The organism is Micromonospora sp. WMMC415 (assembly GCF_009707425.1).
Classification (GTDB): Bacteria; Actinomycetota; Actinomycetes; order Mycobacteriales; family Micromonosporaceae; genus Micromonospora.
In genome coordinates, this window is sequence record NZ_CP046104.1 from 749,751 (window position 1) to 775,756 (window position 26,006).

23 protein-coding genes are annotated in these 26,006 nt (G+C 73.9%); 14 read left to right on the plus strand and 9 right to left on the minus strand.

The window, feature by feature from the left end; genetic code table 11:
* Positions 1-5: 5 nt before the first annotated feature.
* Positions 6-263: a hypothetical protein gene (locus GKC29_RS03675; protein ID WP_155329481.1), complete on the minus strand. Its 258-nt coding sequence runs from the start codon at positions 261-263 to the stop codon at positions 6-8.
* 325 nt (positions 264-588) lie between these two features.
* Here GKC29_RS03675 and GKC29_RS03680 point away from each other — a divergent pair, with 325 nt between their 5' ends.
* Positions 589-837, plus strand: coding sequence for a winged helix-turn-helix domain-containing protein (locus tag GKC29_RS03680; protein ID WP_155329482.1), 249 nt, complete (start codon positions 589-591; stop codon positions 835-837).
* Between the two features lie 26 nt (positions 838-863).
* On the opposite strand, the gene GKC29_RS03685 is transcribed toward GKC29_RS03680, so the two are convergent.
* Positions 864-1,964: a hypothetical protein gene (locus GKC29_RS03685; RefSeq protein WP_155329483.1), complete on the minus strand. Its 1,101-nt coding sequence runs from the start codon at positions 1,962-1,964 to the stop codon at positions 864-866.
* A 31-nt stretch (positions 1,965-1,995) separates the two neighbouring features.
* Between GKC29_RS03685 and GKC29_RS03690 the strand changes: the two genes are divergently transcribed.
* From GKC29_RS03690 to GKC29_RS03705, 4 genes are all read left to right on the plus strand, one after another.
* On the plus strand, positions 1,996-2,496 hold the full coding sequence (locus tag GKC29_RS03690) for a cation:proton antiporter regulatory subunit (RefSeq protein ID WP_155329484.1): 501 nt from the start codon (positions 1,996-1,998) through the stop codon (positions 2,494-2,496).
* A gap of 5 nt (positions 2,497-2,501) precedes the next feature.
* On the plus strand, positions 2,502-3,707 hold the full coding sequence (locus GKC29_RS03695; RefSeq protein ID WP_155329485.1) for a cation:proton antiporter: 1,206 nt from the start codon (positions 2,502-2,504) through the stop codon (positions 3,705-3,707).
* Between the two features lie 181 nt (positions 3,708-3,888).
* The gene (locus GKC29_RS03700; protein WP_155329486.1) at positions 3,889-4,320 is read left to right on the plus strand and encodes a hypothetical protein; all 432 of its coding nucleotides are present in this window, start codon (positions 3,889-3,891) and stop codon (positions 4,318-4,320) included.
* Between the two features lie 67 nt (positions 4,321-4,387).
* Positions 4,388-4,867 (plus strand): GNAT family N-acetyltransferase, encoded by a 480-nt coding sequence (locus GKC29_RS03705; protein ID WP_230688907.1) that lies wholly within the window; start codon positions 4,388-4,390, stop codon positions 4,865-4,867.
* 124 nt (positions 4,868-4,991) lie between these two features.
* Here the strand turns inward: GKC29_RS03705 and GKC29_RS03710 are convergent, their stop codons facing one another.
* The 5 genes from GKC29_RS03710 to dnaK form a co-directional block, all read right to left on the minus strand.
* Positions 4,992-5,189 (minus strand): hypothetical protein, encoded by a 198-nt coding sequence (locus GKC29_RS03710; RefSeq protein ID WP_155329487.1) that lies wholly within the window; start codon positions 5,187-5,189, stop codon positions 4,992-4,994.
* A gap of 145 nt (positions 5,190-5,334) precedes the next feature.
* On the minus strand, positions 5,335-5,775 hold the full coding sequence (locus GKC29_RS03715; RefSeq protein ID WP_155329488.1) for a heat shock protein transcriptional repressor HspR: 441 nt from the start codon (positions 5,773-5,775) through the stop codon (positions 5,335-5,337).
* Positions 5,776-5,823: 48 nt separating this feature from the next.
* Positions 5,824-7,002 carry a molecular chaperone DnaJ gene (gene dnaJ, locus GKC29_RS03720; protein ID WP_155329489.1) on the minus strand — a complete coding sequence of 393 codons (1,179 nt, stop codon included), beginning with the start codon at positions 7,000-7,002 and terminating at the stop codon, positions 5,824-5,826.
* Between the two features lie 83 nt (positions 7,003-7,085).
* Positions 7,086-7,826 (minus strand): nucleotide exchange factor GrpE, encoded by a 741-nt coding sequence (grpE, locus tag GKC29_RS03725; RefSeq protein ID WP_155329490.1) that lies wholly within the window; start codon positions 7,824-7,826, stop codon positions 7,086-7,088.
* Positions 7,827-7,859: 33 nt separating this feature from the next.
* Positions 7,860-9,752 carry a molecular chaperone DnaK gene (gene dnaK / locus GKC29_RS03730; protein ID WP_155329491.1) on the minus strand — a complete coding sequence of 631 codons (1,893 nt, stop codon included), beginning with the start codon at positions 9,750-9,752 and terminating at the stop codon, positions 7,860-7,862.
* A gap of 196 nt (positions 9,753-9,948) precedes the next feature.
* Here dnaK and GKC29_RS03735 point away from each other — a divergent pair, with 196 nt between their 5' ends.
* From GKC29_RS03735 to GKC29_RS03745, 3 genes are all read left to right on the plus strand, one after another.
* The gene (locus GKC29_RS03735) at positions 9,949-11,775 is read left to right on the plus strand and encodes a GTPase domain-containing protein (protein WP_155329492.1); all 1,827 of its coding nucleotides are present in this window, start codon (positions 9,949-9,951) and stop codon (positions 11,773-11,775) included.
* Between the two features lie 17 nt (positions 11,776-11,792).
* The gene (locus tag GKC29_RS03740) at positions 11,793-13,454 is read left to right on the plus strand and encodes a GTPase (protein ID WP_155333968.1); all 1,662 of its coding nucleotides are present in this window, start codon (positions 11,793-11,795) and stop codon (positions 13,452-13,454) included.
* Positions 13,455-13,643: 189 nt separating this feature from the next.
* Complete coding sequence (locus tag GKC29_RS03745; RefSeq protein WP_155329493.1) at positions 13,644-14,864, plus strand: hypothetical protein; 1,221 nt, start codon at positions 13,644-13,646, stop codon at positions 14,862-14,864.
* Between the two features lie 60 nt (positions 14,865-14,924).
* Here GKC29_RS03745 and GKC29_RS03750 read toward each other — a convergent pair whose 3' ends face one another.
* Positions 14,925-15,482, minus strand: a complete 558-nt coding sequence (locus GKC29_RS03750; protein ID WP_155329494.1) for a phosphatase PAP2 family protein — start codon at positions 15,480-15,482, stop codon at positions 14,925-14,927.
* Between the two features lie 101 nt (positions 15,483-15,583).
* A complete protein-coding gene (locus GKC29_RS30320) occupies positions 15,584-16,516 on the minus strand; it encodes a hypothetical protein (protein WP_155329495.1) in 933 nt (310 codons plus the stop codon).
* A gap of 514 nt (positions 16,517-17,030) precedes the next feature.
* Here GKC29_RS30320 and pdhA point away from each other — a divergent pair.
* From pdhA to GKC29_RS03780, 6 genes are all read left to right on the plus strand, one after another.
* The gene (pdhA, locus tag GKC29_RS03760) at positions 17,031-18,206 is read left to right on the plus strand and encodes a pyruvate dehydrogenase (acetyl-transferring) E1 component subunit alpha (RefSeq protein ID WP_155329496.1); all 1,176 of its coding nucleotides are present in this window, start codon (positions 17,031-17,033) and stop codon (positions 18,204-18,206) included.
* Positions 18,206-19,195 carry an alpha-ketoacid dehydrogenase subunit beta gene (locus GKC29_RS03765; RefSeq protein WP_155329497.1) on the plus strand — a complete coding sequence of 330 codons (990 nt, stop codon included), beginning with the start codon at positions 18,206-18,208 and terminating at the stop codon, positions 19,193-19,195. Before pdhA ends, GKC29_RS03765 begins: the two co-directional genes overlap by 1 nt.
* Positions 19,192-20,685: a dihydrolipoamide acetyltransferase family protein gene (locus GKC29_RS03770; protein WP_196255795.1), complete on the plus strand. Its 1,494-nt coding sequence runs from the start codon at positions 19,192-19,194 to the stop codon at positions 20,683-20,685. Before GKC29_RS03765 ends, GKC29_RS03770 begins: the two co-directional genes overlap by 4 nt.
* 227 nt (positions 20,686-20,912) lie before the next feature.
* On the plus strand, positions 20,913-21,050 hold the full coding sequence (locus GKC29_RS29460) for a hypothetical protein (RefSeq protein ID WP_196255796.1): 138 nt from the start codon (positions 20,913-20,915) through the stop codon (positions 21,048-21,050).
* A gap of 365 nt (positions 21,051-21,415) precedes the next feature.
* Positions 21,416-23,998: a hypothetical protein gene (locus tag GKC29_RS03775; RefSeq protein ID WP_155329498.1), complete on the plus strand. Its 2,583-nt coding sequence runs from the start codon at positions 21,416-21,418 to the stop codon at positions 23,996-23,998.
* A gap of 150 nt (positions 23,999-24,148) precedes the next feature.
* Positions 24,149-25,981 carry an NHL domain-containing thioredoxin family protein gene (locus GKC29_RS03780; RefSeq protein WP_155329499.1) on the plus strand — a complete coding sequence of 611 codons (1,833 nt, stop codon included), beginning with the start codon at positions 24,149-24,151 and terminating at the stop codon, positions 25,979-25,981.
* The last annotated feature ends 25 nt before the right edge of the window (positions 25,982-26,006 follow it).

Consider the following 26,006-nt stretch of genomic DNA (forward strand, 5'->3'; position numbering starts at 1 on the left):
CTGAGTCACCGTGGCCAGGGTGGGCGCGCCGTGCAGGGTGTCTCGTGGTCGGCCCGGAGGGCGCAGCGCCGGCCGCCGTCGAGCTTGCGGTCGCAGAAGACCCAATGGCGTACGCCCTGATTGTCCTCCGTCGACACCGTGATCCCACCCGCCTCGACGCAGCCGAGGAAGGCCAGCGAGCGGGCGACCGCCCGAGCCAGGATCTTGACTCGGGCCAGGTCCGGCGCCGTGACCGGCAGGTGGATGACGTACCGCCCGCTCATCGCAACCTCTCGCCGTCAGGTGGAAGGGGCGGCCCGGCCAGGTCCCGTCGGCCGGGCCGCCCCACCCTGCCACCGCAGCCTCCATAGGCAGTACGTCCGCAGGGTTGAACGCGGCCGAGACGAGCCACGGGGGATGCCCGCCTCGGCCTGATGAGCGCCGTCGAGAAGTTGGTTGCCTACCAGGACTTCCGCCACGGACCGCCCGTCGAAGCCAACATACAATGCAAAGCATTCGAACACAACAAGTGACCATGCTAAGCACGCGAAGTGTTGGAGGATCGGTCGCGATCATGGGAAGATCTTGGGGCCTACCAGGAGTGCCGTCATGCCCCGAGTTTCCGACCGCCAGCGGATTGCACAGGACATCCGCGACAAGATCAGCTCAGGTGAATACGCCCCGGGCGACAAGCTGCCGTCGCTGCGTGAGATGACCGTTCACTACGGAGTCTCCGCCGAGCCCGTGCGATCAGCTCTGCTGATCCTTCACGCGGAGGGCCTGATCGAAGGCCACCAGGGCAAGGGCACCTACGTCACTCCCCGTCCCGCCCCGACACGTCGCGACGGCGAGGCGTGACCCGAGATCTTCCAAGATCTCGAAACCTACGCCGCCTCCAGCACCACCCTCGTCCAGGTGGTGAAGGGGGGTCGGGCCAGGAGGAGTTCCTTGGGGGCGGCTGCCGTGAGGGTGCCGTCGTCGAGGATCCGGAGGTAGTGCTCGGGGCTCACCGGCCAGGGCACGTCGGTGTAGCGGCCGCCGGCCACCACACCCGCCCCGCGTGAGCTGACCACCGCCGCTCGCCCACCACCCAGCAGCGCCGGCGGGGCCACCCGCTCCGGATGCCCCTCGGCGCGTACCGGCTGCCAGGAGCCGGCCCAGCGCCACAGCGCCGGGAATCCCCTGCGGTCCGGCCGCTCGCCGATCAGCCACAGCTCCCCGTCCGGCGCGACCTCGACCCGGGTGATGTTCACGTCGCCGGTCGCCGGTGCCGGCACCGGGGTCGCCCGCCAGCTCCGCCCCCCGTCGGTGGAGACCGCCGCGTACGGCAGGCCGCCGGCCGCCCCGGCCGCGGCGAGCAATCCTCTGCTCTCACCGACCGTGTTCAGTCCCCGTACCCCGGGCTGCACCGGAAGCCGGTCCAGGCCGGCGCCGTCCCAACGGCCCACGCCGCCCTCGGCCTCGACGATCTGGAAGCGCCCCTGGGCGGCCCGCCACTCGACGGGCCCCGCCTCGCCCCTGGTGTGCCGGAAGGTCCGGCCGCCGTCCGTGGAGGCCCACCAGCCGTACGGTTCGCTGAGCAGTGCCAGCACGCCGGTGGCGACGTACACCTGCTGGTTGTCGGCGACGGGTCGCGGGTGCCGGAGCTTCCGCCACGAGCGGCCGCCGTCCGTCGTGGCGTAGAGCAGCGCGGGACAGTCCCGGCCAGGTGGCCGCTCGCCGCAGGAGGCGAAGAGGGCGTAGCCGTGGGAGGCGTCGACGAACTCGACGTACGGGCGGTCGTACCCCTCGGGCACCGCAACCTGCACGCGACGCGTCTCCGCGACGGCGACCGCGGTGGGCGGAGGCCCGGGGGTTTGCGAGATGGCGGCGGACGGCCCAATGGGGGGCGTCCGGGACGGCGGGTCGCGGCGGATGTCCCCGATCGAACAGGCCGCCAGCATCGGCACCAGTGCGACCAGCCAGGGGAGACGCCGCTCGATCATCACGACCTCCGTCAGAGGTAGCCTTGCACCCGTGCGAGTACGTGTCGAACAGACTGCCCTACCGGGGATCGGCGTACGTCACGAGCTGGTGACGGAGTCCGGACGCCGGCTCGGCGTCGTCACTCACCGCAACGGCCGTCGTGACCTCGTCCTGTACGACCCGGACGATCCCGACTCCTGCCAGGCGGACATTCCGCTGACCGACGACGAGGCGGAGGCGCTCGCCGACATCCTCGGCGCGTCGCTGATGCTCGGCCAGCTGTCGGGCCTGCGGGAGCAGGCCGCCGGCCTGCTCACCGAGCAGATCGCGATCCCGGCCGGCTCGTCGTACGTCGGTCGCAAGCTCGGCGACACCAAGGCGCGTACCCGCACGGGCGCCTCGATCGTGGCGGTGCTGCGCCACGGCGAGGTGATCGTCTCTCCGGACCCCTCGTTCCGCTTCGCGGCCGGTGACGTGGTGGTCGTCGTCGGGACCCGGCAGGGCCTCGACGGCGTGACCGCCATCTTCGCCGACGGTGACCCGGACGGCTGAGGCGGATGCACGAAACCACGTCGCTGCTCGTCGAGGTCGGCGCGCTGCTGTTCCTGCTCGGCCTGCTCGGCCGGCTCAGCCGACGGATCGGCCTCTCCCCCATCCCGCTCTACCTGCTCGCCGGCCTGGTCTTCGGGCACGGCGGCGTGTTCGAGTTCAAGGCCAGCGAGGAGTTCTTCGCGATCGGCGCCGAGATCGGCGTGATCCTGCTGCTGGTCATGCTCGGCCTGGAGTACTCGGCCGGCGAGTTGGTCGGCAACCTCCGGGCGGCCGCACCCGCGGGGCTCATCGACGGCGTGCTCAACGCGCTGCCGGGAGCCGCCTTCGCGCTGCTGCTCGGTTGGGACTGGGTGGCCGCGATCGTGCTCGCCGGCATCACCTGGGTCTCGTCGTCCGGCGTCATCGCGAAGGTGATCGCCGACCTGGGCCGGCTCGGTAACCGGGAGACGCCGGTGGTGCTCTCGGTGCTGGTCATCGAGGACCTGGCGATGGCCTTCTACCTGCCGCTGCTCACCGCCGTCCTGGCCGGGACCGGCCTGATCGGCGGGGGGATCGCGCTCGCCATCGCGGTCACCACGGTGCTGGTCGTGCTGGTGGTGGCGATCCGGTACGGCCGGATCATCTCGAACATCATGTCGGCCAAGGATCCGGAGGCGCTGCTGCTCGGCGTTCTCGGCCTGACCCTGCTGGTCGCCGGCGTCGCCGCGAAGCTCCAGGTGTCGGCCGCGGTCGGCGCGTTCCTGGTCGGCATCGCGATCTCCGGGCCGGTGGCGCACCACGCCAGCGAGCTGCTGACCCCGCTGCGCGACCTGTTCGCCGCGGTGTTCTTCCTCTTCTTCGGGCTGGTCACCGACCCGCGGGACATCCCGCCGGTGCTGCTGCCGGCACTAGCGCTGGCCGTGATCACGATGGGGACGAAGACGCTGACGGGCTACCTCGCCGCCCGGCGGGCCGGCATCGCCGAGCCCGGCCGCTGGCGCGCCGGTCTCGCCCTGGTGCCCCGTGGGGAGTTCTCCATCGTCATCGCCGGTCTGGCGGTGGCGGCCGGAAGCGTCGAGCCGCGGTTGGCCGCGCTCGCCACGGCGTACGTGTTGATCACGGTCGTGACCGGGCCGATGCTGGCACGGGTTCCCGATCTCGCCTGGTTCAAGGGCTGGCTGCGGCGCCGGGCGGCGGCGCAGCGGGCCCAGCCGGCACCCGTCGCCGACTGACGGCTTTCCATCGTCCCGGCCGGTTTCGACCCGTACGCGCGGAGCCGGCCGGCCAACGGTTGCCGAATTGCTTCCGGCAGGGTCTACCGCTGGTCGCCCCTCCGCGTTACCGTTTCGCCCCAGCAGCCATGGGGTTCGCGGGTGTACGTCGGCCCGCGTGGGAGAGCGGGAAGGTTGGCCGGTGAGCGTGCAGGAATCGACGTTCCACGGCTTCGCCAATCCGGTCGACCCGTCACCGGCGGAGTTGCGGGCGTGGGCGTACCACCCGGACTCGGTGCCGCTGACCTCGATGCCGCCGGACTGGGACCTGCTGGTCTCCGGTGACCGGCTGGTGCTGACCCTCTTCGACCTGGCCATGGATCCGGCCTGCCCGGCCCGCCGCTTCGCGATGCACTGCCTCTACATCTACGCCGCGGACGGGATCCGGACGAACTTCCGTGCCCACCCGAAGCGCCGCTTCCGCAAGCTGGTGGAGCAGGCCGAGCGGGACGGCGACGAGTTGATGCGCACGTGGGCGCACAACAGCCGGGTGCTGCTGGCCCGGCCGGACCTGTTCGTCTACCGCGACTGGTGCGAGGGCGGCCTGGTCCGCGAGAACCGCCGCCTCGGCTGAGCGCCGCCGTTCCGGACGCATCGGGCAACGTTTGCGCGCCCACCCCACCCCTGGAGTTGCAATCACCGTGCCGACCGAACAGCACCCCACCATCCGACCTGGGACCGGGGAAGACCTCAATGAGCTTCAGGCGCTCGCGCGTCGCACGATCGACACCCGTTACCGCGGGTTTCTCGGCGACGAGGGAGTGGACTGGTTTATCGGTAGTGGCGCTGCTGACGCCCACGTAGCGAGCCATCTGCAGCGGGGTGGTGTGCTCTGCCTCAGCCAGGAAGGCCGGATCGTCGGCTTCGCCATCCTTGACGGCCCCACGATCGACCTGATGATGATCGACCCCGATCACCACCGTCGAGGATTGGGCCGTCTCCTGCTTCGGCACGCGGAGGAAACGCTCCTCGCCCAGCACTCGACCATCCGGCTTGAGAGCTTCGCGGACAACACCGCGGCCAACTCGTTCTATGAGGCGTGCGGCTGGGTGCACGGGGACCAGCTGGAGAGCGAGGGACCGGCCAAGGTCGAGTACACCAGGAACAGCACCGGCGATTGACGGCCTACCTGGTCGATCAGGAAATTGGCGGGTCGATTCACCCGTTGACTCACGATCAACAGGTGCGGCGTGCGGGCCGGGACCCCCCGTGGGTCCCGGCCCGCACGTCGGCTGACGTCGGCCGTCAGCGCGCCTTCGGATTGCGGCTCTCGCGACGCCCCTGGTCGATGCCGTGATCGACCGCGTCGGCGAACCGCCCTTCTTTGATCTTGTCGCCGAGCTTCCCCTCGGTGAGCTTGTCGAACTTCCTCCGGACGTTCTCGGCCACCTGCTCAAGCCGGTCTTCCGTCTGCTGGGCAACCTTCTTCGCCGATTCCGCCATGGCTCCCCCTGCCATCGGAGTCCGGATTGAGTTGGTTGAACCTGATTCTGAGGCTAGCGGACCCGCCCACACGTGGCGCGGAAAAACCGGGATACGGCGAACGGCGGCGCCCCGGGCAGGGGACACCGCCGTTCGGTGCGATCCATCAGCGCTCGGGGTTCCGGCGGGGACGCCAGACCACCAGCGCGGTGGAGGTGCGGTTGGTGGGTACCAGGTCGCTGCCGGGGAACCGGGCGATGGCCTCCAGCTCGGCGATCCGGCGGTACGCGGCGTCCAGTTCCGCCTCCAGCCGGGCCACCCGCTGCTGCGCCTGCTCCAGCAGCCGCTCCAGCCCGATGATCCGCTTGACGCCGGCCAGGTTGATGCCGTCGTCCTGGCTGAGCCGCTGCACCTCGCGCAGCAGCACCACGTCCCGGACGCTGTACCGGCGACCGCCCCCGGCCGCCCGGCCGGCCTGCACCAGCCCCAGCCGGTCGTACTGGCGGAGCGTCTGCGGGTGCATGCCCGCCATCCGCGCCGCCACCGAAATCATCAGTACCTTGGCCTCGTAGGCAGGGTCACCCGCGCCGACGAACTCGTCCGACATCCCCGCTCACCTCCGCACGTACTGCATCAGGCCCACTGAAACACCACGTCAACTGACACGACGCACCCGCGCGTCGAGATGTTCCCGGGCCGCCGGCGGAGTCTGCGCGGCGAACGTCTCCAACGCCACCCGCGCCTCGTCCGACAGCGTCGCCGGGACCGCCACGTCCAGGGTGACCAGCAGGTCCCCGGCCCGGCCGTCCTTGCGGACCACCCCCTTGCCCCGCGCCCGCAGGACGCGCCCGCTCGGCGTACCCGGCGGCACCCGCAGGGTCACCGCGCCGTCGAGCGTGGGTACCCGCAGATCGGTGCCGAGCACGGCCTCGGCGAAGGTGATCGGCACGGTCAGGGTCAGGTCGTCACCGGACCGCCCGAACAGATCGTCCGGGCGCACCTTGACGTGGACGTACAGGTCGCCGGCCGGGCCGCCGCGCTCGCCGGGCTCGCCCCGTCCGGCCAGCCGGATCCGCTGGCCGTCGGCCACGCCGGCCGGGAACCGGACGTTGAGCGTCCGGGTCTTGGTGACCCCGCCCGTGCCCTGGCACTCCGGGCACTTCTCCTCGACGACCGTGCCCACGCCCTGGCAGTTGCGGCACGGCTCGGAGAAGCTGAACGACCCCTGGTTGCGGGTGGTCACGCCGGCGCCGTGGCAGACCGCACAGGTACGCGGCTGGGTGCCGGGCTTCGCCCCGCTGCCGTGGCAGGTGTCGCACACGCCGGGGGCGCGCAGCGTCAGCGGGAGGGTCACCCCGCGTACGGCGTCGTCGAAGTCGAGCGCGACCTCGGCCTCGACGTCCCGCCCGCGGGCCGGCCCCCGGGGCCCGGCACCGCCACCGCCACCGCCCGAGAAGATCGAACTGAACAGGTCCTGGAAGCCGGCGCCGCCGAAGCGCCGGTCACCGCCCGCCGCGCCGCCGAAGAGGTCGGAGACGTCGAACGGCATGCCGCCCGGCTGCCCCCCGCCGCGGGCGCTGCGGCGGAACGCGCCCGAGCCGAACAGCGAGCGCATCTCGTCGTACTCGCGGCGCTTGGCCTCGTCGCCGAGCACCGCGTACGCCTCGGAGACGGCCTTGAACCGCTCCTCGGCCCTGGGGTCGCCGGGGTTGTGATCCGGGTGCGACTCGCGCGCCAGCTTCCGGTACGCCTTCTTGATGTCGTCAGCGGAGGCGGCCTTCTGCACGCCCAGGACGGCGTAGTAGTCCTTCTCGACCCAGTCCTTGGAACTCACCGGTCCACCCCCTTCCCGCTTCGAGACCGTCCCGCCCGCCCGGAGCGGGCGGGCGGGACGGTCCGGTCATCGTGTCGCGCCACTTACTCGGGGTCGGCCACGGCGACCAGCGCCGGCCGCAGCAGCCGCTCGCCGATCTGGTAGCCCCGTCGCATCACCTGCACGCAGGTCGGCTCGGTGACGTCGGCCGAGGTCTGGTGCGCCACCGCCTCGTGGAGAGTCGGGTCGAACGGGTCGCCCTTCTCCCCGAACGGGGTCAGGCCGAACTTGCCGAGCGCGGTGGTGAGCTGGTCGGCAACCGCGCCGAACGGCCCGACCAGGTCGCCGTGCTCGCGAGCCCGGTCCAGGTCGTCGAGGATCGGCAGCAGCGCGGCCAGCACCGCCCCGGTCGCCTGCTCGGTGACGAGGCCCCGGTCCCGGTCCACCCGCTTGCGGTAGTTGGCGTACTCCGCCGACACCCGCTGGAGGTCCCGGGTCCGCTCGTCGAGGTCGGCGCGCAGCGCCTCCAGTTCGGCGCCGAGCGACGTCGCGGCGGCGGCGTCGACCGGCTCGGCCGGCGCGTCCACCACCGGCGGACCGGCCTCCGCCTCGGCGGCCTCGACCTGGATCTCGTCGACCACGACCTCGGCCTCCTCGACCAGCCCCTCCGCCGGGACGTCCGTCCCGGCGTCGGCGGCAGCCGCGTCCGCGCCCGCGGTCTCGGTGATCTTGCGCTTGTCACGGATGACGACCCGCGGCTCCTCGCCGGCCTTGCCGGCGGACGCGGAGCCACCCGGCGCCGACCCGGTGCTGTCCGGGTCGGCGGCTCGTGGCTTGTCCGTCATGCGGCTACCTCATCCCTCTGCGTGGGAGGACCGTCACTTCTTGTCCTCGTCCACGATCTCCGCGTCGACCACGTCGTCGGCGCCGCCGGCCTGAGCACCGCCGGCCTGAGCACCGCCGGCCTGGGCACCACCGGCCTGGGCACCGCCGGCCTGGGCACCGCCGGTCGCACCGGCGCCCGCCTGCTCGCCCTGCTGCTGGCTGTAGAGCAGGGAGCCGGCCTGCTGGGAGACCTGGGCCAGCTTCTCGTGCGCCGACTTGATCTTCTCGATGTCCTGACCGCCGAGCGCGCTGCGCAGCTCGCCGAGCGCGTCGTTGATCTGGTCCCGGGACTCGGCGGGCAGCTTGTCGCCACTCTCGGCGAGGAACTTCTCGGTCTGCCACTGGAGCGCCTCGGCCAGGTTGCGGGTCTCGGCCTCGTCGCGGCGCCGCTTGTCCTCCTCGGCGTGCTCCTCGGCGTCCCGGCGCATCCGCTCGATGTCGTCCTTCGGCAGCGAGGAGCCGCCGGTGATCGTCATCTTCTGCTCCTTGCCGGTGCCGAGGTCCTTCGCGTGGACGTTCACGATGCCGTTCGCGTCGATGTCGAAGGTGACCTCGATCTGCGGCACGCCGCGCGGCGCCGGCGGGAGACCGGTCAGCTCGAAGGTGCCGAGCTTCTTGTTGTACGCCGCGATCTCACGCTCGCCCTGGAAGACCTGGATCAGCACCGACGGCTGGTTGTCGTCCGCCGTGGTGAAGACCTCGGAGCGCTTGGTCGGGATGGTGGTGTTGCGCTCGATCAGCTTGGTGAAGATGCCGCCCTTGGTCTCGATGCCCAGGCTCAGCGGGGTCACGTCGAGCAGCAGGACGTCCTTGACCTCGCCCTTGAGCACACCGGCCTGCAGGGCGGCACCGACGGCGACGACCTCGTCCGGGTTGACGCCCTTGTTGGGCTCCTTGCCGGTGAGCTGCTTGACCAGGTCGGTCACGGCCGGCATGCGGGTCGAGCCGCCGACCAGGATGACGTGGTCGACGTCGGAGACCTTGATCCCGGCGTCCTTGACGGCCTGCTCGAACGGGCCCTTGCAGCGGTCCAGCAGGTCCTGCGTCATCCGCTGGAACTCGGCCCGGCTGAGGGTCACGTCGAGGTGCAGCGGGCCGGCCGCACCGGCGGTGATGTACGGCAGGTTGATGTTGGTGGTGGTGGCGGCGGACAGCTCGATCTTCGCCTTCTCGGCCGCCTCCTTGAGCCGCTGCATGGCCATCTTGTCCTGGGACAGGTCGATGCCGTGCTCGCCCCGGAAGGTCTTCACCAGGTGGTCGATGATCCGCTGGTCCCAGTCGTCGCCGCCGAGCTGGTTGTCACCGCTGGTCGACTTGACCTCGACGACGCCCTCGGCCAGCTCCAGCAGCGACACGTCGAAGGTGCCGCCGCCGAGGTCGAAGACCAGGACGGTCTGCTCCTTGGAGCCCTTGTCCAGCCCGTACGCCAGGGCCGCCGCGGTCGGCTCGTTGACGATCCGCAGCACGTTGAAGCCGGCGATCTCGCCGGCCTCCTTGGTGGCCTGGCGCTGGCCGTCGTTGAAGTACGCCGGGACGGTGATCACGGCGTCGGTGATCTGCTCGCCCAGGTACGCCTCGGCGTCCCGCTTGAGCTTCATCAGCGTGCGGGCCGAGATCTCCTGCGGCGTGTACTTCTTGCCGTCGATGTCGACGGACCAGTTGGTGCCGATCTCCCGCTTGACCGAGCGGATCGTCCGGTCCGGATTGGTCACCGCCTGGCGCTTGGCGACCTCACCGACGAGCACCTCGCCGTTGCGGGCGAACGCGACGATCGACGGGGTCGTCCGCGAGCCCTCCGCGTTGGCGATGACGGTGGGCTCACCGCCCTCCAGGACGCTGACGCAGGAGTTCGTCGTGCCGAGGTCGATACCGACCGCACGTGCCATCTTCGCTTCCTCGCTTCGTTCGTTTGAGCAGGTGACGGGCACCGCCCGCAGCACACCCACCACAAGTTGAGTGAACTTGGCTCAATAGTGCCACGCCGTCGGCGATCGTCAAGTCGAGGTTGAGCCGACCCGACGCAACCCACCCGTTATTACCGTCCGGTTGTTTTCCATTGCATCGGTCGGGCACGCTTTAGCGGTGACGACGCACGGCGATCCCGCCACCCAGTCCGCCGCGCCCGCCGTCGCTGCCCGCACCGGCCCCACCGACGCCGGGGAGGCCCCGGCCACCACCGGGGACGACACCCTGCCCGCCGCGCTGACCGGCCTGCGCGCCGCGATCGGCACGGCGCACTTCCCGCTCGCGCTGCCCTCGGCCGAAGCAGCCACCCGGGTCGGCCGGGCGCTCACCGACCAGCTCGACGACTACCTGCTGCCCCGGCTCCGCCGGCTCGACGCCCCCCTGCTCGTGGTGGTGGGCGGCTCCACCGGCGCCGGCAAGTCGACCCTGGTCAACAGCCTGGTCAAGGCCCGGGTGAGCGCCGCCGGGGTGCTCCGCCCCACGACCCGCTCCCCGGTGCTGGTGTGCAACCCGGCCGACTCGAGCTGGTTCCGCCAGGGCGAGCTGCTGCCCGGCCTCACCCGCACCGGCGCCCCCAGCGAGGACCCACGCACCCTGCACCTGGTCACCGCACCGGCGCTGCCGCCCGGGCTGGCCTTCCTCGACGCCCCCGACATCGACTCGGTGGTCGATGCCAACCGGGCCCTCGCCGGCCAACTCCTCGCCGCCGCCGACCTCTGGCTCTTCGTCACCACCGCCGCCCGGTACGCCGACGCCGTCCCCTGGGAGCTGCTGCGCACCGCCCAGGCCCGGGGCACGGTCATCGCCATGGTGCTCGACCGGGTGCCGCCAGAGGCGGGCGACGAGGTGGCCGCCCACCTCTCCGAGATGCTCGCCGACCAGGGCCTCGGCTCCGCGCCGCTGTTCGTCCTCCCGGAGACCTGGGTGGACGGGCAGGGCCTGCTCCCCGAGCAGGTCACCGCGCCGCTCGCCGACTGGTTCGCCCGGCTCGCCGCCGACGCCGACGCCCGGGACGCCGTCGTCCGGCAGACCCTCGACGGGGCGCTCGCGACACTCCACCCGACCGTCGAAGGCCTCGCCGAGGCCGCCGAGGAGCAGCTGGCCACCGCCGACGCACTCGACGAACGGGTCGCCGCCGCGTACCGGAACGCCCACCGCACGGTCGAGCAGGGGCTCTCCGACGGGCGGCTGCTGCGCGGCGAGGTGCTGGCTCGTTGGCAGGAGTTCGTGGGCACCGGAGAGCTCTTCCGCACGCTCGAGGCGCGCATCGGGCGCCTGCGGGACCGCATCGTCGCCGCGGTGACCGGCCGCCCCGCCCCCGCCGCCGAGCTACGCGTCGCGATCGAGTCCCAGCTGGTCACGCTGCTTCGCGGGGTCGCCTCGGAGGCGGCGGAGACCGCGCACACCGCGTGGCGGGCGCACCCCGCCGGGACGGCGCTGCTCGACCCGGAGCTCGCCCACCCGTCACCCGACCTGCCCGAGCGCGCCGAACGGCTGGTCCGCGAGTGGCAGCGCGGGGTCCTGGAGCTGGTGCGGGTTGAAGGGGGCGACAAGCGCTTCGTGGCCCGGACGGCCGCGTACGCGGTGAACGCCACCGGGCTCGCCGTCATGATCGCCGTGTTCGCGTCGACCGCCTTCATCCCCACCGGGCTGGAGGTCGCGACCGGGGCCGGCACGACCGTCGCCGGTCAGGCCGTGCTCCAGGCCATCTTCGGCGACCAGGCGGTGCGTACGCTGGCCAACAAGGCCCGGACGGACCTGCTGGCGCGGGTGCGGACGCTGCTGGACGAGGAGGCCGCGCGCTACCTCGGCCGGACGGCGGCCGCGCGGCCCGCCCCGGAGACCGCCGAGACGCTGCGCCGGGCCGCCGACCGGGTGGAGCTGGCCCGGCGCCGCAGCGGCCTCGCCGTCGACGCGCCGGCCGAGGAGGACGGGCCGCGGTGAGCAACATCGTCGGGCGGATGCGCGAGGCGTTCCGTGGTCAGCAGCGGGTGGACGCCAATGGCCTGGTCGCCCGGCTGGAGGCGGTCAGCCGGTTCCTCGCGCTCGTCGACGGCCACCTACCGGACAAGCAGCTCGTCGCCGCGCACACCCTGGTCGAGCGCGCCGGCACCCGGCTCGCGCTCTCCCGTGACCACACCGTGGTGGCCCTGGCCGGCGCCACCGGCAGCGGCAAGTCGAGCCTGTTCAACGCCCTCGCCCGGATGGAGCTGTCGCCCGTCGGGGTACGCCGTCCGACCACCGGCGTCACGCACGCCTGCGTCTGGGGACCGCTCGACGACGCCACCCGGCTGCTGGACTGGGTCGGCGTGCTGCCCCGGCACCGGTTCGTCCGGGAGAGCGTGCTCGACGGCGACGACGAGTCGACCCTGCACGGGCTCATCCTGCTCGACCTGCCCGACTTCGACTCGGTGCAGCGGTCCCACCAGCTCGAGGTCGACCGGCTGCTCGGCCTCGTCGACCTGGTGGTCTGGGTGGTCGACCCGCAGAAGTACGCCGATCGCGTGATCCACACGAGCTACCTGCGCGAGTTCCACCGGCACCGGGACGTCACCCTCGTCGTGCTCAACCAGGCCGACCGGCTGCCCCCGGCCGAGCTGCCCCGGGTCGTCGCCGACCTGCGTCGGCTGCTCGACGCGGACGGCCTGGACGGCGTACCGCTGCTGGCCACCGCCGCCGTCGACCCGGACGGCATCGCCGGGCTGCGGGAGGCGCTGGAGCGGACGGTCGCCGAGCGGCAGGCCGCGCTGCGGCGGCTGCGCGGCGACCTGGACGCGGTGGTGGCCGACCTGACCGAACTGGTCGACGCGGGCGAGCCGGCCGGGTTGAACGACTCCACGGTCGCCGGGCTGCACCGGGCCCTCGCCGGCGCCGCCGGGGTGCCCGCCGTCGCCGAGGCGGTGGAGGCGGCGTACCGGCACCGGGGCGCGGCGGCGACCGGCTGGCCGCTGGTCCGGGGCTGGCGGCGGCTGCGGCCCGATCCGCTGCGCCGGCTGCACCTGCCGGGCGCTCCCGGCGACGGCACGGACCCGGCGGAGAGTCTGGTCGCCGCGACCTCGGTGCCCGATCCGACCGCCGCGCAGCGCTCCGCGCTCGGGCTGGCCATCCGGTCGGTGGCCGACCGCGCCGGCGCGGGCCTGCCCGCGTCCTGGCCGGCGGCGGTGACCGCCGCCGCCCGCTCCCGGCTGGCCGACCTGCCCGACGCGCTGGACGGCGCGATCGCCCGCACCGACCTCGGGATGGGCAGCCGGCCGCTGTGGTGGCGATTCGTCGGGGGCCTCCAGTGGCTGGTCACGGCAGCGGCGGTGGTCGGGCTGGGCTGGCTGGCCCTGGGGTACGCGCTGCGCGCCCTCGGGCTGCCGGAGCTCGACGATCCGACCGTCGGCGTGGTGCCCCTGCCCACCGTGCTGCTGCTCGGCGGCCTGCTCGCCGGGCTGCTGGTGGCGGCGTTGACCCGGCCCGCGCTGCGGTGGGCGGCGCGGCGGGCACGGCGGCGGGCCGAGCAGCGGCTCACCGCCGCGGTGGCGGACGTCGGGGCGGCGTACGTGCTCGTGCCGGTGCGCGGCGTGCTGGCGTCGTACGCCGAGGCCCGCCGGACCCTGGCGGAGGCCGCCCGGCACTGACCGGGCGCGGCGGACGCCGGGCAGCTCCGCGCGACACGCCGAGCCCCGGTGGAGACACGCCGAGCCGCTGCCGAGAGACCCCAGGTCGCGGCCGGGAGATGCCGGGCCGGGGCCGCCCGAGCCGCACCCGCGGAGGTGCCCACACCGCTCCAGCCGACCTGGGAGCCCGTCGCGGCGTAGGGTCGGTGGATGGGAACTCCGCAGACCCCTTACGACGCGGTGCTGCACGCGGCCCGCGACGTGGCCAAGCTCGACAACGCCCTGGACGCCGAGATGCTCGGCGCGGCGTTGCTCGGCAGCGTGTACGCGGTCGCCGAGACCCGGCGCGACGACGCCGTCCGCGATTTCGTCGGCGACTTCCTCGCCGCCACCTCCCGCCGGCGCGCGGCGGCGGCGACCACCATCCGCTCGGTCTTCGCCGCCCTGGTGCCGGACGCGGCGGGAGCCGACCGGGTCCGCCCCGGCGCCGCCGCCCCCGCCTGGTCGGGTCAGCTCGGCCGGGTCCACCTGACCGGCTGCTGGTCGTACGGGGACGTGTACGGCGACCAGACCTCGTACCTGGCGACGTTCGCGTACGACGACCCGGCGGGCGGGCCGGAGCACGCGCTCGTCGCGCTCGTCGACCACAACATCGGGATCACCAAGGACGTCTTCGTGGGTGGCCCGCCCGCCCGCGTCCTCGACCAGATCCGCCGGATGTGCGCCGGTGACGAGCTGACCTGGTTCCGCGACGAGGAGCCGGCGCGCATGCACGCCGAGGTGACCCGGCACCTGGCCGTCACCGACGACCTGAGCGAGCTGCCCGGGGAGGGGTCGCTGGCCACCGACCGGGCGCTGGTCGGAGCTCGGCTGGCCCTGCTGCCGGTGGGCCGGCCGGCGCCGGTCCGGGTGGTGGAGCCGCTCACCGCCGCGGAGCGTACGGACCTCGTCCGGCGGTTCCTCGCCGCACCGGAGGCCACCCGGTTCGGGCTGGACGCCGTCGACGGGGCCCAGCTCGCCTCCCTGCACTTCTGCCTCGGCCTGCTGCTCGACCACGCGGCCACCTTCACCGACCCCGACCCGCTGCGGTGGAGTCCGACGGTGGCCGGGCTGTTCCTGCTGGACTGGGTTCACCGGCGGGCCGTGCTGGACATGGACGACGCGGCGCTGCTGCCCCGGGTGATGCGCGGCTGGGCCGCGTACGGCGCCCGCAAGAAGGGGCTGCCGGAGACCGCGGCGGCCCGGACGGACGCCGCGATCGAGGAGATGGTGCCGGAGTTCGCGCGCCTCTACACCACGGGTGAGCGGCGCAGCCCGGCGACCGCGGCGGTCGCCCAGTTGCTGGCCGACGGCGTCGACCCGGACGACCCGGCCGCGCTGGACGCCTGGATCGAGGCCAACCGCCACCACCTGACCGACGACGGCGCCTGAGCCTCGGCGCCCGACGTCCCACCGGGTCAGGCGTGGTCGGGCCGGTCACGGTGGACGGGGTCACCCGAGGGTGCCGTACACCAGGCCCGCCACCAGGGCGCCGAACACCCCACCGGCGACCACCTGCGGCACGGTGTGATCCCGCAGCCGCACCCGGGACCAGCCGACCAGGGCCAGCAGCGGTGCGGCGACCAGCAACCGCGCCCCGAAGGTGAGCACCAGGACGACCACCGTGCCGGCCGCGACCGCCGAGTGGATCGACATCTTCCACCAGTGGCTGACCGCCACGGCGACCACCAGCCCGACCAGCCCGGCGGCGGCCAGGCCGAGCACCGGGCGCGGCGCACCGAGCACCGCGAGCAGGGCGAGGCCCGCGGCCACCGAGCCGAGCCCGAACAGCAGCGGGACGCGGCGCTGCTCGCGGACCCCGACGTGATGGTCGGTGAGCCGGCCGCGGCGGACCCCGCCGACGATGTACGCGAACGGGATGCCGCTGACGAACACGGTGGCGAGCAGCCCCCACGCCAGACCGTCGAGGCCGCCCCGGGCGCTGTGCCAGGCGACCGTGACGGTGAGGACCGAGACCAGGATCGCGGGCGCGGTCGCCTCGGTGACCATCCGCGCCAGCCTGACCCCTCGGGCCGGGCCGGGGCGGTCCGCTCCGGCCGGCGCCGTGCCGCTGCCGTCCCGTTGCCGGTCGGCACGTCGGCGGCCGGGGCTCACCGGCCCTCGGTGGTCGCCGTCGTCGCGGCCGGCGACCGCGACGGCCGCCCCGGTACGGGTACGGCCGGGGAGTCGGCAGCCGGCGTCGTGCCCACCGGGACCGGCGGCGGCACGCTGGTCGGCGCCGGGTCGGCGGGGGGCGGTGACGTACGGATGGGATCCGCCGGGGGACCATCCGTCGGGCTGGGGACGGCCGGCCCCGCCGGCTCCGGCCGACCGGTGGGCACCGGTCCGGACGGCTCGCCCGTCGGCTCGGGCTCCGGGGGCTCACCGGTCGCGGTGGGCGCGTCCGGCTCGTCGCTGGGCGTGGGATCCGACGGCGGCCAGCTGTACGTCGGTTTCACCGACGGGGTCGGACCCTCGGTCGGTGTGGGGCTCCCCGTCGGATCGGGCGTCGGGCTCGGCATGGCGGTCGGCGTCGGGACCGGCGCCGGCGGGGACGGGGACGGCGTCGTACCCGGCGGGGATGGCGGCGTACCGGGCGGGGGTGGTGGCGCGGGAGCCGGTGCGGGGCCGTCCTGCGCGGGCCGGCCGGCGGCACGGGCCGGACGCCCCACCGGCCGCACGACGGAGCGCCAGGTCGGGGCGTTCGGGACGTCCACGGCGGGCGTCGGCGTGGGCGACGGCACGACGCCGGGCTGGCTGGTCGCCGGCAGCGGGATCACCACCGGACCCACGGACGGGGTGGGGATGAACGGGGTGCCGGCGTCGGGAAGGGCGGTGCTGCCGACGGTGGCCGAGCCGGTGCTGATCGCGGCGAGGATCGGCATGGAGGCGGTGCCGGCGAGCAGTGCCACGGTGAACAGGTAGCCCCGCGACGGGCCGCCGCCGGCGGGTGCCCGGTGGGCGCCGACGAGCCGGCGGTAGCCGGTACCCGAGCGGTGCCGGCCGTAGACCGGCGGCCGTGGAGCGTCACCTGGCTCGGACACCGCACATTCCTCCTCGTCGTCCCCTACAACGGCGGGCGACCGCGGCCGGCCCGGGAGCGGCGCGGCGATCCCGCGTTCCTCACCCTGGCGTAGTCACGCTCAGTCAGCCAACCCGTTACAGCGTGTCGACACGCCTATGTGCCCGAACAGTGACAAACCATCACCGGAAAGTCGGTGCGTCGATGGAGCAGACACCCGGCAATCCGTGTAACGAAGCGGACCGGCGGTGAGGTGCGGGCCGGTCGGGCTGTGGGCCCGCTCACGTGTGATGCGAATATGGACCACGACGGCAACGCAGCCGGGGTCGCCGCGCACCCCCGCGGACGGCCCGGCTGGGCGCCGGCGCTCCCGAACCGGATCCACTCCCCTGGATCCGGCTCACGCCGCGCGGCAACCCCCACCGGGGCTAGGCGCGGTCGCCAGGAACCGGTCCGGCACCAGCCGGACAGGCGCAGGAGTTGCGCGTTGCCGGGTGACCCCCCGGTGCCGGCGCAGACACGACAGGGAGAGACGGATGGCAAAGGGCGACCCCGGGGTCACCAGAGGCGGACGACGGGCCGCACCCCGGTCCAGGAAGGGCGCGACCGGCGACCCCGAGCTTGTACAACTGCTCACCCCCGAGGGTGAGCGGATCGACAGCGTGACGGGGCCGGACGGCACCGAGTACCGCGTCGACTTCACCGACGAGGAGTACCGGGGCCTCTACCGGGACCTGGTGCTGGTGCGGAAGCTGGACGCCGAGGCGACCGCCCTGCAGCGGCAGGGCGAGCTGGGCATCTGGGCGAGCCTGCTCGGCCAGGAGGCGGCGCAGGTCGGGTCCGGCCGGGCGCTGCGCACGCAGGACATGGCCTTCCCGACCTACCGGGAGCACGGTGTCCTCTACTGCCGGGGCATCGACCCGATCATGCCGCTGGGCCTGTTCCGCGGCGTCGACCAGGGCGGCTGGGACCCGAACGAGTTCAAGTTCAACATGTACACGATCGTGATCGGGGCGCAGACCCTGCACGCGACCGGGTACGCCATGGGTGTCGCCATGGACGGCAAGACGGGCACCGACGACGGCGAGGCGGTGATCGCGTACTTCGGCGACGGCGCCACCAGCCAGGGTGACGTGAACGAGTCGTTCGTCTGGGCCGGCGTCTTCAACGCGCCGCTGGTCTTCTTCTGCCAGAACAACCAGTACGCCATCTCCGAGCCGCTGGAGCGGCAGACCCGCATCCCGCTCTACCAGCGGGCCGCCGGCTTCGGCTTCCCCGGGGTCCGGGTGGACGGCAACGACGTGCTCGCCACGTACGCGGTGACCCGGCAGGCGCTGGACAACGCCCGGCACGGGCAGGGTCCGAGCCTGATCGAGGCGTACACGTACCGGATGGGGGCGCACACCACCTCCGACGACCCGACCCGGTACCGGATCGCCAGCGAGGTCGAGGCCTGGCAGGCGAAGGACCCGATCGCCCGGATGAAGGCCTTCCTGGAGAAGCAGCAGATCGCCGACGCGGACTTCTTCGCCGACGTCGACGAGCAGGCCAAGCGCGAGTCGGTGCACCTGCGCGAGCGGGTACTCGCCATGCCGAACCCGGAGCCGACCACCCTGTTCGACCACGTCTACCCCAACGGGTCCCCGCTCCTCGACGAGCAGCGGGAGCAGTTCAGCAAGTACCTGGAGTCGTTCGAGGGGAGCGCGCACTGATGGCCACGGAGACGCTCACCCTCGGCAAGGCCCTCAACGTCGGCCTGCGCAAGGCCCTGGAGAACGACCCGAAGGTCGTCATCATGGGCGAGGACGTCGGCAAGCTCGGCGGCGTCTTCCGGATCACCGACGGGCTCCAGAAGGACTTCGGCGACCAGCGGGTGATCGACACGCCGCTCGCCGAGTCCGGCATCATCGGCACCGCGATCGGCCTGGCCATCCGCGGCTACCGGCCGGTCTGCGAGATCCAGTTCGACGGCTTCGTCTACCCGGCGTACGACCAGATCGTGTCGCAGGTGGCAAAGATGCACTACCGCTCGCGCGGCAAGCTGCGGATCCCGATGGTGATCCGCATCCCGTTCGGCGGCGGCATCGGCGCGGTCGAGCACCACTCGGAGTCGCCGGAGGCGTACTTCGCGCACACCGCCGGCCTCAAGGTCGTCTCCTGCTCCAACCCGCAGGACGCGTACGCGATGATCCAGCAGGCCATCGCCTCGGACGACCCGATCGTGTTCCTCGAGCCCAAGCGCCGCTACTGGGAGAAGGGCCCGGTCGAGGTCGACGCGCCGCTCGGCGACGCGTACCCGCTGCACGCCGCCCGGGTCGCCCGGCCCGGCACCGACGCCACCCTGCTCGCGTACGGGCCGATGGTGCGTACCTGCCTGGACGCGGCGACCGCCGCCGCCGAGGACGGCCGGGAGCTGGAGGTCATCGACCTGCGTACGCTCTCGCCGCTCGACCTCGGCGTGGTCTACGAGTCGGTGCGCCGCACCGGCCGCGCGGTGGTGGTGCACGAGGCGCCGTCCAACGTCGGCCTCGGCGCGGAGATCGCGGCCCGGATCACCGAGGAGTGCTTCTACTCCCTGGAGTCCCCGGTGCTGCGGGTGACCGGCTACGACACCCCCTACCCGGCCGCCCGGGTGGAGGAGGAGTACCTGCCCGACCTCGACCGGGTGCTCGACGCCGTCGACCGCACCTTCGGCTGGTGAGCGGCATGTCGCGGATCAAGGAGTTCAACCTTCCCGACCTGGGCGAGGGCCTGACCGAGGGCGAGATCCTCAGCTGGCTGGTCAAGGTCGGCGACACGATCGAGCTGAACCAGCCGATCGTCGAGGTCGAGACCGCCAAGGCGGCCGTCGAGATCCCGGCGAAGTGGGCCGGCAAGGTCCAGGCGATCTTCCACGGGGAGGGCACGACCGTCGAGGTCGGTACGCCGATCATCGCGATCGACACCGACCCGGGCGCCGGCCCGCTGGACACGCCGACCACCACCGGCGCGCCGGACGGGGACCTGCCCACCCCGTCGGCCGCGTCGCTCGCGGCGGTGGAGGTCGCGCCGGCCGAGGGCGCGGTCGAGCCGGGCCTGATCGGTGGCCCCGCTCCGGGTGGCCGGACGGCGGTGCTGGTGGGCTACGGCCCGCGTACGACCGCCGCGAAGCGCCGCCCGCGCAAGGGTGAGGTCCCGGCGCAGGCCCAGGCGGCGCCCGCGCCGGTCCAGCCTGCCCCGGAGCCGGTCCGGCCGGCCCCCGCGCCGGTGGCCGCGCCGCCGGCGGGCGGCCGCAACGGGCACGGCGGCGCCATCGCCGGTGGTCTCGTGCTGGCCAAGCCGCCGGTACGCAAGCTCGCCAAGGATCTCGGCGTCGACCTGTCGACCCTGACCGGCTCGGGCCCGCTCGGCTCGATCACCCGGGAGGACGTCCAGCGGGCGGCGAGCGGCACCCCGGCGGCCGAGCCGCTGGCGGCGGTCCCGACGGCGACGGCGGCGGCGAGCTTCGGCGCCGACCGCGAGCAGCGGATCCCGGTCAAGGGGGTCCGGAAGCTGACGGCGGAGAACATGTCCCGCTCGGCGTTCACCGCGCCGCACGTGACGGAGTTCCTGACCGTCGACGTGACCCGGGCGACGAAGGCCCTGGACCGGCTCCGCAGCCGGCGGGAGTGGCGGGACGTCCGCGTCTCGCCGCTGCTGCTGGTCGCCAAGGCCGTGCTGCTGGCGGTCAAGCGCCACCCGATGGTCAACTCGACCTGGGCCGGCGACGAGATCGTGGTCAAGGAGTACGTCAACCTGGGCATCGCGGCGGCCACCGAGCGCGGTCTGATCGTGCCGAACGTCAAGGACGCCGGTCGGCTCACCCTGCGGGAGCTGGCGGACGCGCTGACCGACCTGGTGCAGACGGCCAAGGCCGGGAAGACCTCCCCGGCGGACATGTCCGGCGGCACCCTGACCATCACCAACGTCGGTGTGTTCGGGGTGGACACGGGTACGCCGATCCTGCCCCCGGGCGAGTCGGCGATCCTGGCGTTCGGTGCGGTGCGCGAGATGCCGTGGGTACACAAGGGCAAGGTGCGCCCGCGCCAGGTCACGACGCTCGGCCTGTCGTTCGACCACCGGATCATCGACGGGGAGCTCGGGTCGAAGTTCCTCCGGGACGTCGGTGACTTCCTCGCCGATCCGGAGGCGGCGTTGCTCGCCTGGACCTGACCGGTCCGCCTCGGCTGAGCGATGGACGGCCGGTGTGCCACGGGTGAACGCCCGGCACACCGGCCGTTTCCGTTCGGCGACGGAACTTCGGCCCCGACCCCCGTCTGACCTTAGATTGTTAGGCAGGTGTCTCAGCTCACCTAACAATCGATGGAAATCTTGGGCTGGACGCGGTTAAATAGGAGTCACCAGGGGCCAACAACCGAATAGCCAGGATGGAGAGACCCATGAGCATGATCGAGCGAATCCGCAACCGCCGCGACGCCAACCGCCGCGCCCGCGCCATCGAGCGCGCGCTGCGCTCGGCCAACTCGCCCGCGGTACGCGACGAGATCCTCGCCATCGCCCAGCGTCACATGCACTGACGCTCCACGACGTTCCTCGCCTCCTCAGCCGACGGCCCGCCCGGGTGAACCCGGGCGGGCCGTCGGCGTTCACCCGGACCCACCGGTCGGCCGCCCCACACCGGCTGGCACCGGGATTCCCCCATCACCCCGGCGCCCGGTACGGTGGGATCCGGTCGTCGCCCGCCCGTCGGGCAGGTCGGTTCCGATAGAGGCCGATCGACACGGTCCGGCGACGCGGAGTGACGGCCAGTGCTCCCCGATGCCCCTTCAGGGGCACCGGATACGGTGCGGGGAGCCGGCACGGCCGGTACCCACCGGCGACGCCGGTCGCCGTGCCGCGCACGCGGCGCCGGCGGCCGACAGGTGATGGAGGAGGCGCACGCATGACGTCCGAGGGCACGCAGCACCCCGGCCAGCAGCCGGACGAGGCGTCGCCGGGCGCTGGTGGACCGACGCCGTACGGCGACCGGCCGGCGCAGCAGGACAACGGGTACGCCGTCGGCAACCCCGACCTCGGTTGGGCGCCCCCGCCGCCCACGCAGCCGAACCCGGCGGCGCCCGCCTGGCCGAACGAGGCACCGCCGACCCCCACCTGGGGTGCCGCCCAGGTGCCGCAGCAGAGCGAAGCACCCGCCCCGGGCGCGCGGGCACCCGACGGCGGTGCTCCCCCGTGGCGCGCACAGACCGAACAGCCCGCCCCCGAGGCGCCGGCATGGGCCCAGGCCGAGCCGCCCGCGCCCGCCTGGGGGCAGCCCGGCCCGGCGGCCCGGGGCGCGGCCCAGGTGCCGCAGGCATGGCCCGCCCAGGAGTCCCCGGCCCACCCGACGCCCGGCCAGCCCGAGGCGGCCACCGGCTGGAGCAACGGGACCGCCCACCCCGACCCGGCCCGCTCCGGCGGCTGGCATCCCGGCACCCAGCCCGACCAGTCCTCCTCCGGCGGATGGGCGACCGGCACCGCCACCCAGGACGACCGGCCGCAGCAGCCCGAGTGGGGCGCACCGCAGGACGACGCCACCGGCGCGCAGCCGGAGCAGCCCGCCTGGGCGGCGGACGCGGCGGCGCCGGCCTGGGCACCCGCCGTGCGCGGCGCGGCGCAGGTGCCCGGCACGCCGCAGGCGTGGCCGGAGCCCGACCGCCCCGCCGAGGCGGCCCGGCAGTCCACGTCGGACCAGTCCGGCTGGCCGGCCCCGCAGCAGGACGCCGCGTCCTCCGGCGGATGGGCCACGGACATGCCGACGCCGGACGACCGGCGGCACCAGGACGACCCGGCCCGGTCCGGTGGCTGGGCCGCCGGCCACCAGGACGACCGGCCGCAGACCGACTGGGCGGCCTCCGGTGACCGGGACGCGCCGGGTGAGACGCGCCCGAGCGACACCTGGGCGGGTCACGACGAGCAGCCGCCGAGCGGCGGGTGGGCGGCGCGTGCCGCCGCGCCGACCGCCAACGACGGCGGCTGGCAGCCGGCCGAGCCGACCTCGACGCCCCCGGCGCGGGCCAGCGCCTCGGTGCCCGCGGAGGGTGCGCCGCAGCCCTGGGTGCCAGCGCAGCGGCCGGCCGTTCCGGAGGCCGAGCCGTGGGCGCCGGGCGAGGCGTGGGGCCGCTCCGAGCCGGCCGCGTCGCAGGACGCGCGGGAGCCGGAGCGGGCGGACGAGCCGCCGGCCTACCAGCCCGCTCCCGGGCCGGGGATCTCGCCGGCGAACGCGGTGCCGCTGCCCCCGCAGGAGCAGCGCGTACCAGGCGCCAGCCTGGCTGCCGCCCCGCCGGCCGACTTCGCGCCTCCGGCGCCGTTCGCCGCGGAGCAGCCCGGCCGGGACGCCGGGGCCCCGGGTTACGAGGGTGGGCAGCAGGACTGGGCTGCCGCCGCCCGGCAGGACGAGCCGGCAGCCGCCCCGGTGGTGCCCGCTCCGCGTACGTCTCCGGAGTCCGCGGGCCGTGCCTCGGTCGCGGTGCCGTCCGGCGGCGCCTCCGGCGCCGTGTCGGGAAGCGCCTCGGTGCCGCTGGCCAGCCGTGTCATGCCCCCGACCGACCAGGCCCTGCGTCCGACGACGCCCGCGCCGCAGCCCCGCGTGTACGGCCGTCCGGCCCGCCCCGAGTCCACCGAGGACGTGGAGCCGGTGAACGGCCACCAGGCTGACCAGGCTCCGCACCGGTTCGGACCGGAGGCCCGACCCGACCACGGCCCGGACAACGGCTTCGCCCCCGACAACTCCTTCGGCGCGGACAACGGCTTCGGTGCGGACAACGGCTTCGGCCGTGGCGCCGACGACCGGGACCGGCCCGCCGGTCCGGCCGCCTTCGCGGGCGCCGCACCCGTCGTCCCGGCCTCGCCGGCACCGCCGCCCCCGTTCCCGCCGGGCATGCCGACCTTCGCCGACGCGCCGGCCCACGACCGGCCGATGAACGGCGTCCGGCCCCACGGTGGCGCGGACCGGCCCGCGGACCAGTTCGGTACCCCGGCCGCCGGTGCCGCCGCCGTCAACGGCTCCGGCTTCCCGCCCCCGCCCGAGCCGGCCTTCTCGCCCGCGTTCCCCCCGGCGCCCCAGCAGACCGTGCCGTCGTGGGACCAGGGAGGGCCGACCGGCTCCGAGGCGGACCAGAGCCGCTTCGACTCGTTCAAGCCGATCGCCGAGCCGGCCGCCGACGCGCCCGCGCCGAAGGTCCGCAACGGACGGGTGCTGGCCGCCGTGCTGGTCGCCGCCGTGCTGATCCTGGCCGTCCCGCTGGGCCTGCTCGCGCTGCTCGGGAAGATCGGCGGTGACGAGGCCCCGGCCTTCGACCCGCCGGTGGGCAGTTGCGTCAAGCAGGCCGGCAGTGGCGCGAGCGCCGTCGACTGCGGGGAGGCGGGTGCGTTCACCGTCGTGTCGAAGGTGGACGCCCCGGCGAAGTGCGCCGACCCGGCGCAGCCGCACGTGGTGCTTCCGGGCGAGGGCACGAACCGGGTGCTCTGCCTCAAGCCAGCAGCCTGACCCGACGCGACGAACGGCGGGGCCACGGTCGATCCGTGGCCCCGCCGCCGTCTTCCGGCAGTGGTCGGCGCTCGCCGGGATGACGCCCGCCATGGAGATCGTCCGCCCCCTCGGGCCGGTCCGCAGCCGGTGGTCAGGCACGATGGGGTCATGAGCGCACGAGTACGAGCCCCCGAGCTGCGCGGCCGGGGCTGGCTGAACACCGGCGGGCGGGACCTGACCCTGTCCGATCTGCGGGGCAAGATCGTGATCGCGGACTTCTGGACGTTCTGCTGTATCAACTGCCTGCACGTACTCGACGAGTTGCGCCCGCTGGAGCAGAAGTACGGCGACGTGCTCGTCGTCATCGGCGTGCACTCGCCCAAGTTCGAGCACGAGAAGGACGCGGACGCCCTGGCCGCCGCCGTGGAGCGGTACGGGGTGCACCACCCGGTGCTCGACGACCCCGAGCTCGACATGTGGCAGCAGTACGCCGCCCGCGCCTGGCCGACCCTGGCGGTGATCGACCCCGAGGGCTACGTGGTCGCCACGATGGCCGGTGAGGGCCACGCCGAGGGGCTGTCCCGGCTGATCGACGACCTGATCGCCACCCACGAGGCGAAGGGCACGCTGCACCGGGGCGAGGGCCCGTACGTGCCGCCCGCCGAGCCGGAGACCACGCTGCGCTTCCCCGGCAAGGCCGTCGTACTCGACGACGGGAACCTGCTGGTGTCGGACTCGGCCCGGCATTCGCTCGCGGAGCTGGCGCCCGACGGCGAGACGCTGGTCCGCCGGATCGGCACCGGTGAGCGCGGCCGGGCCGACGGCCCGGCCGAAGCGGCCACGTTCTCCGAGCCGCAGGGTCTCTGCCTGCTGCCCACGCACGTCGCCGAGGTCGCCGGCTACGACCTGGTGGTCGCCGACACGGTCAACCACCTGCTGCGCGGCGTGCGCCTGGCCACCGGCGAGGTGGTCACCGTCGCCGGCACCGGTCGGCAGTGGCGCTCCACGGTCGACGACCACGCGCATGACGCCCGCTCCGTGGACCTCTCCTCCCCCTGGGACCTGGCCTGGTACGACGACAAGGTCGTGATCGCGATGGCCGGCATCCACCAGCTCTGGTGGTTCGACCCGGTGAAGCGCACCGCCGGCATGTACGCGGGCACCACGGTCGAGGCGCTGAAGGACGGCCCGCTGGCCGAGGCGTGGATGGCCCAGCCCTCCGGCCTGTCGGTGTCGGCCGACGGCTCGCGGCTGTGGGTGGCCGACAGCGAGACCAGCGCCATCCGGTACGTCGAGAACGGGGTCCTGGGCACGGCCGTCGGCCAGGGGCTCTTCGACTTCGGGCACATCGACGGGCCGGCGGCGGAGGCGCTGCTCCAGCACCCGCTGGGGGTGTGCGCGCTGCCGGACGGCTCGGTGCTGATCGCCGACACGTACAACGGCGCGGTCCGCCGCTACGACCCGGAGACCGACGCGGTCGGCACGGTCGCCGACGGGCTCGCCGAGCCGAGCGACCTGGTGGTCACGCCGGACGGCGGCGTGCTGGTCGTGGAGTCGGCCGCCCACCGGCTGACCCGGCTCGCGCCGGGCGCGCTCACCGCCGCGGGGGCCAGCACCGTCGACGGACCGCGGCACCGCGCCGAGCGGAAGCCGACCGACCTGGCGGCCGGCGAGGTCACCCTGGACGTCATCTTCACGCCGGCACCGGGGCAGAAGCTCGACGAGACGTACGGGCCGTCGACCCGGCTGGTGGTCTCGGCCTCGCCGCCGGAGCTGCTGCTGGACGGCGCGGGCACGGGCACCGACCTGTCCCGGCGGCTCGTGGTCAACGAGGCGGTGGCCGAGGGCGTGCTGCAGGTGACCGCCCAGGCCGCCACCTGTGACGCCGACGTCGAGCACGCCGCCTGCCACCTGACCCGGCAGGACTGGGGCGTTCCGGTCCGGGTGGTCGACGGCGCCGTCACCCGCCTCCCGCTGGTGCTGCGCGGCCTGGACGCCTGAGCCCCGTTAACAAGGGCCCCTTCTA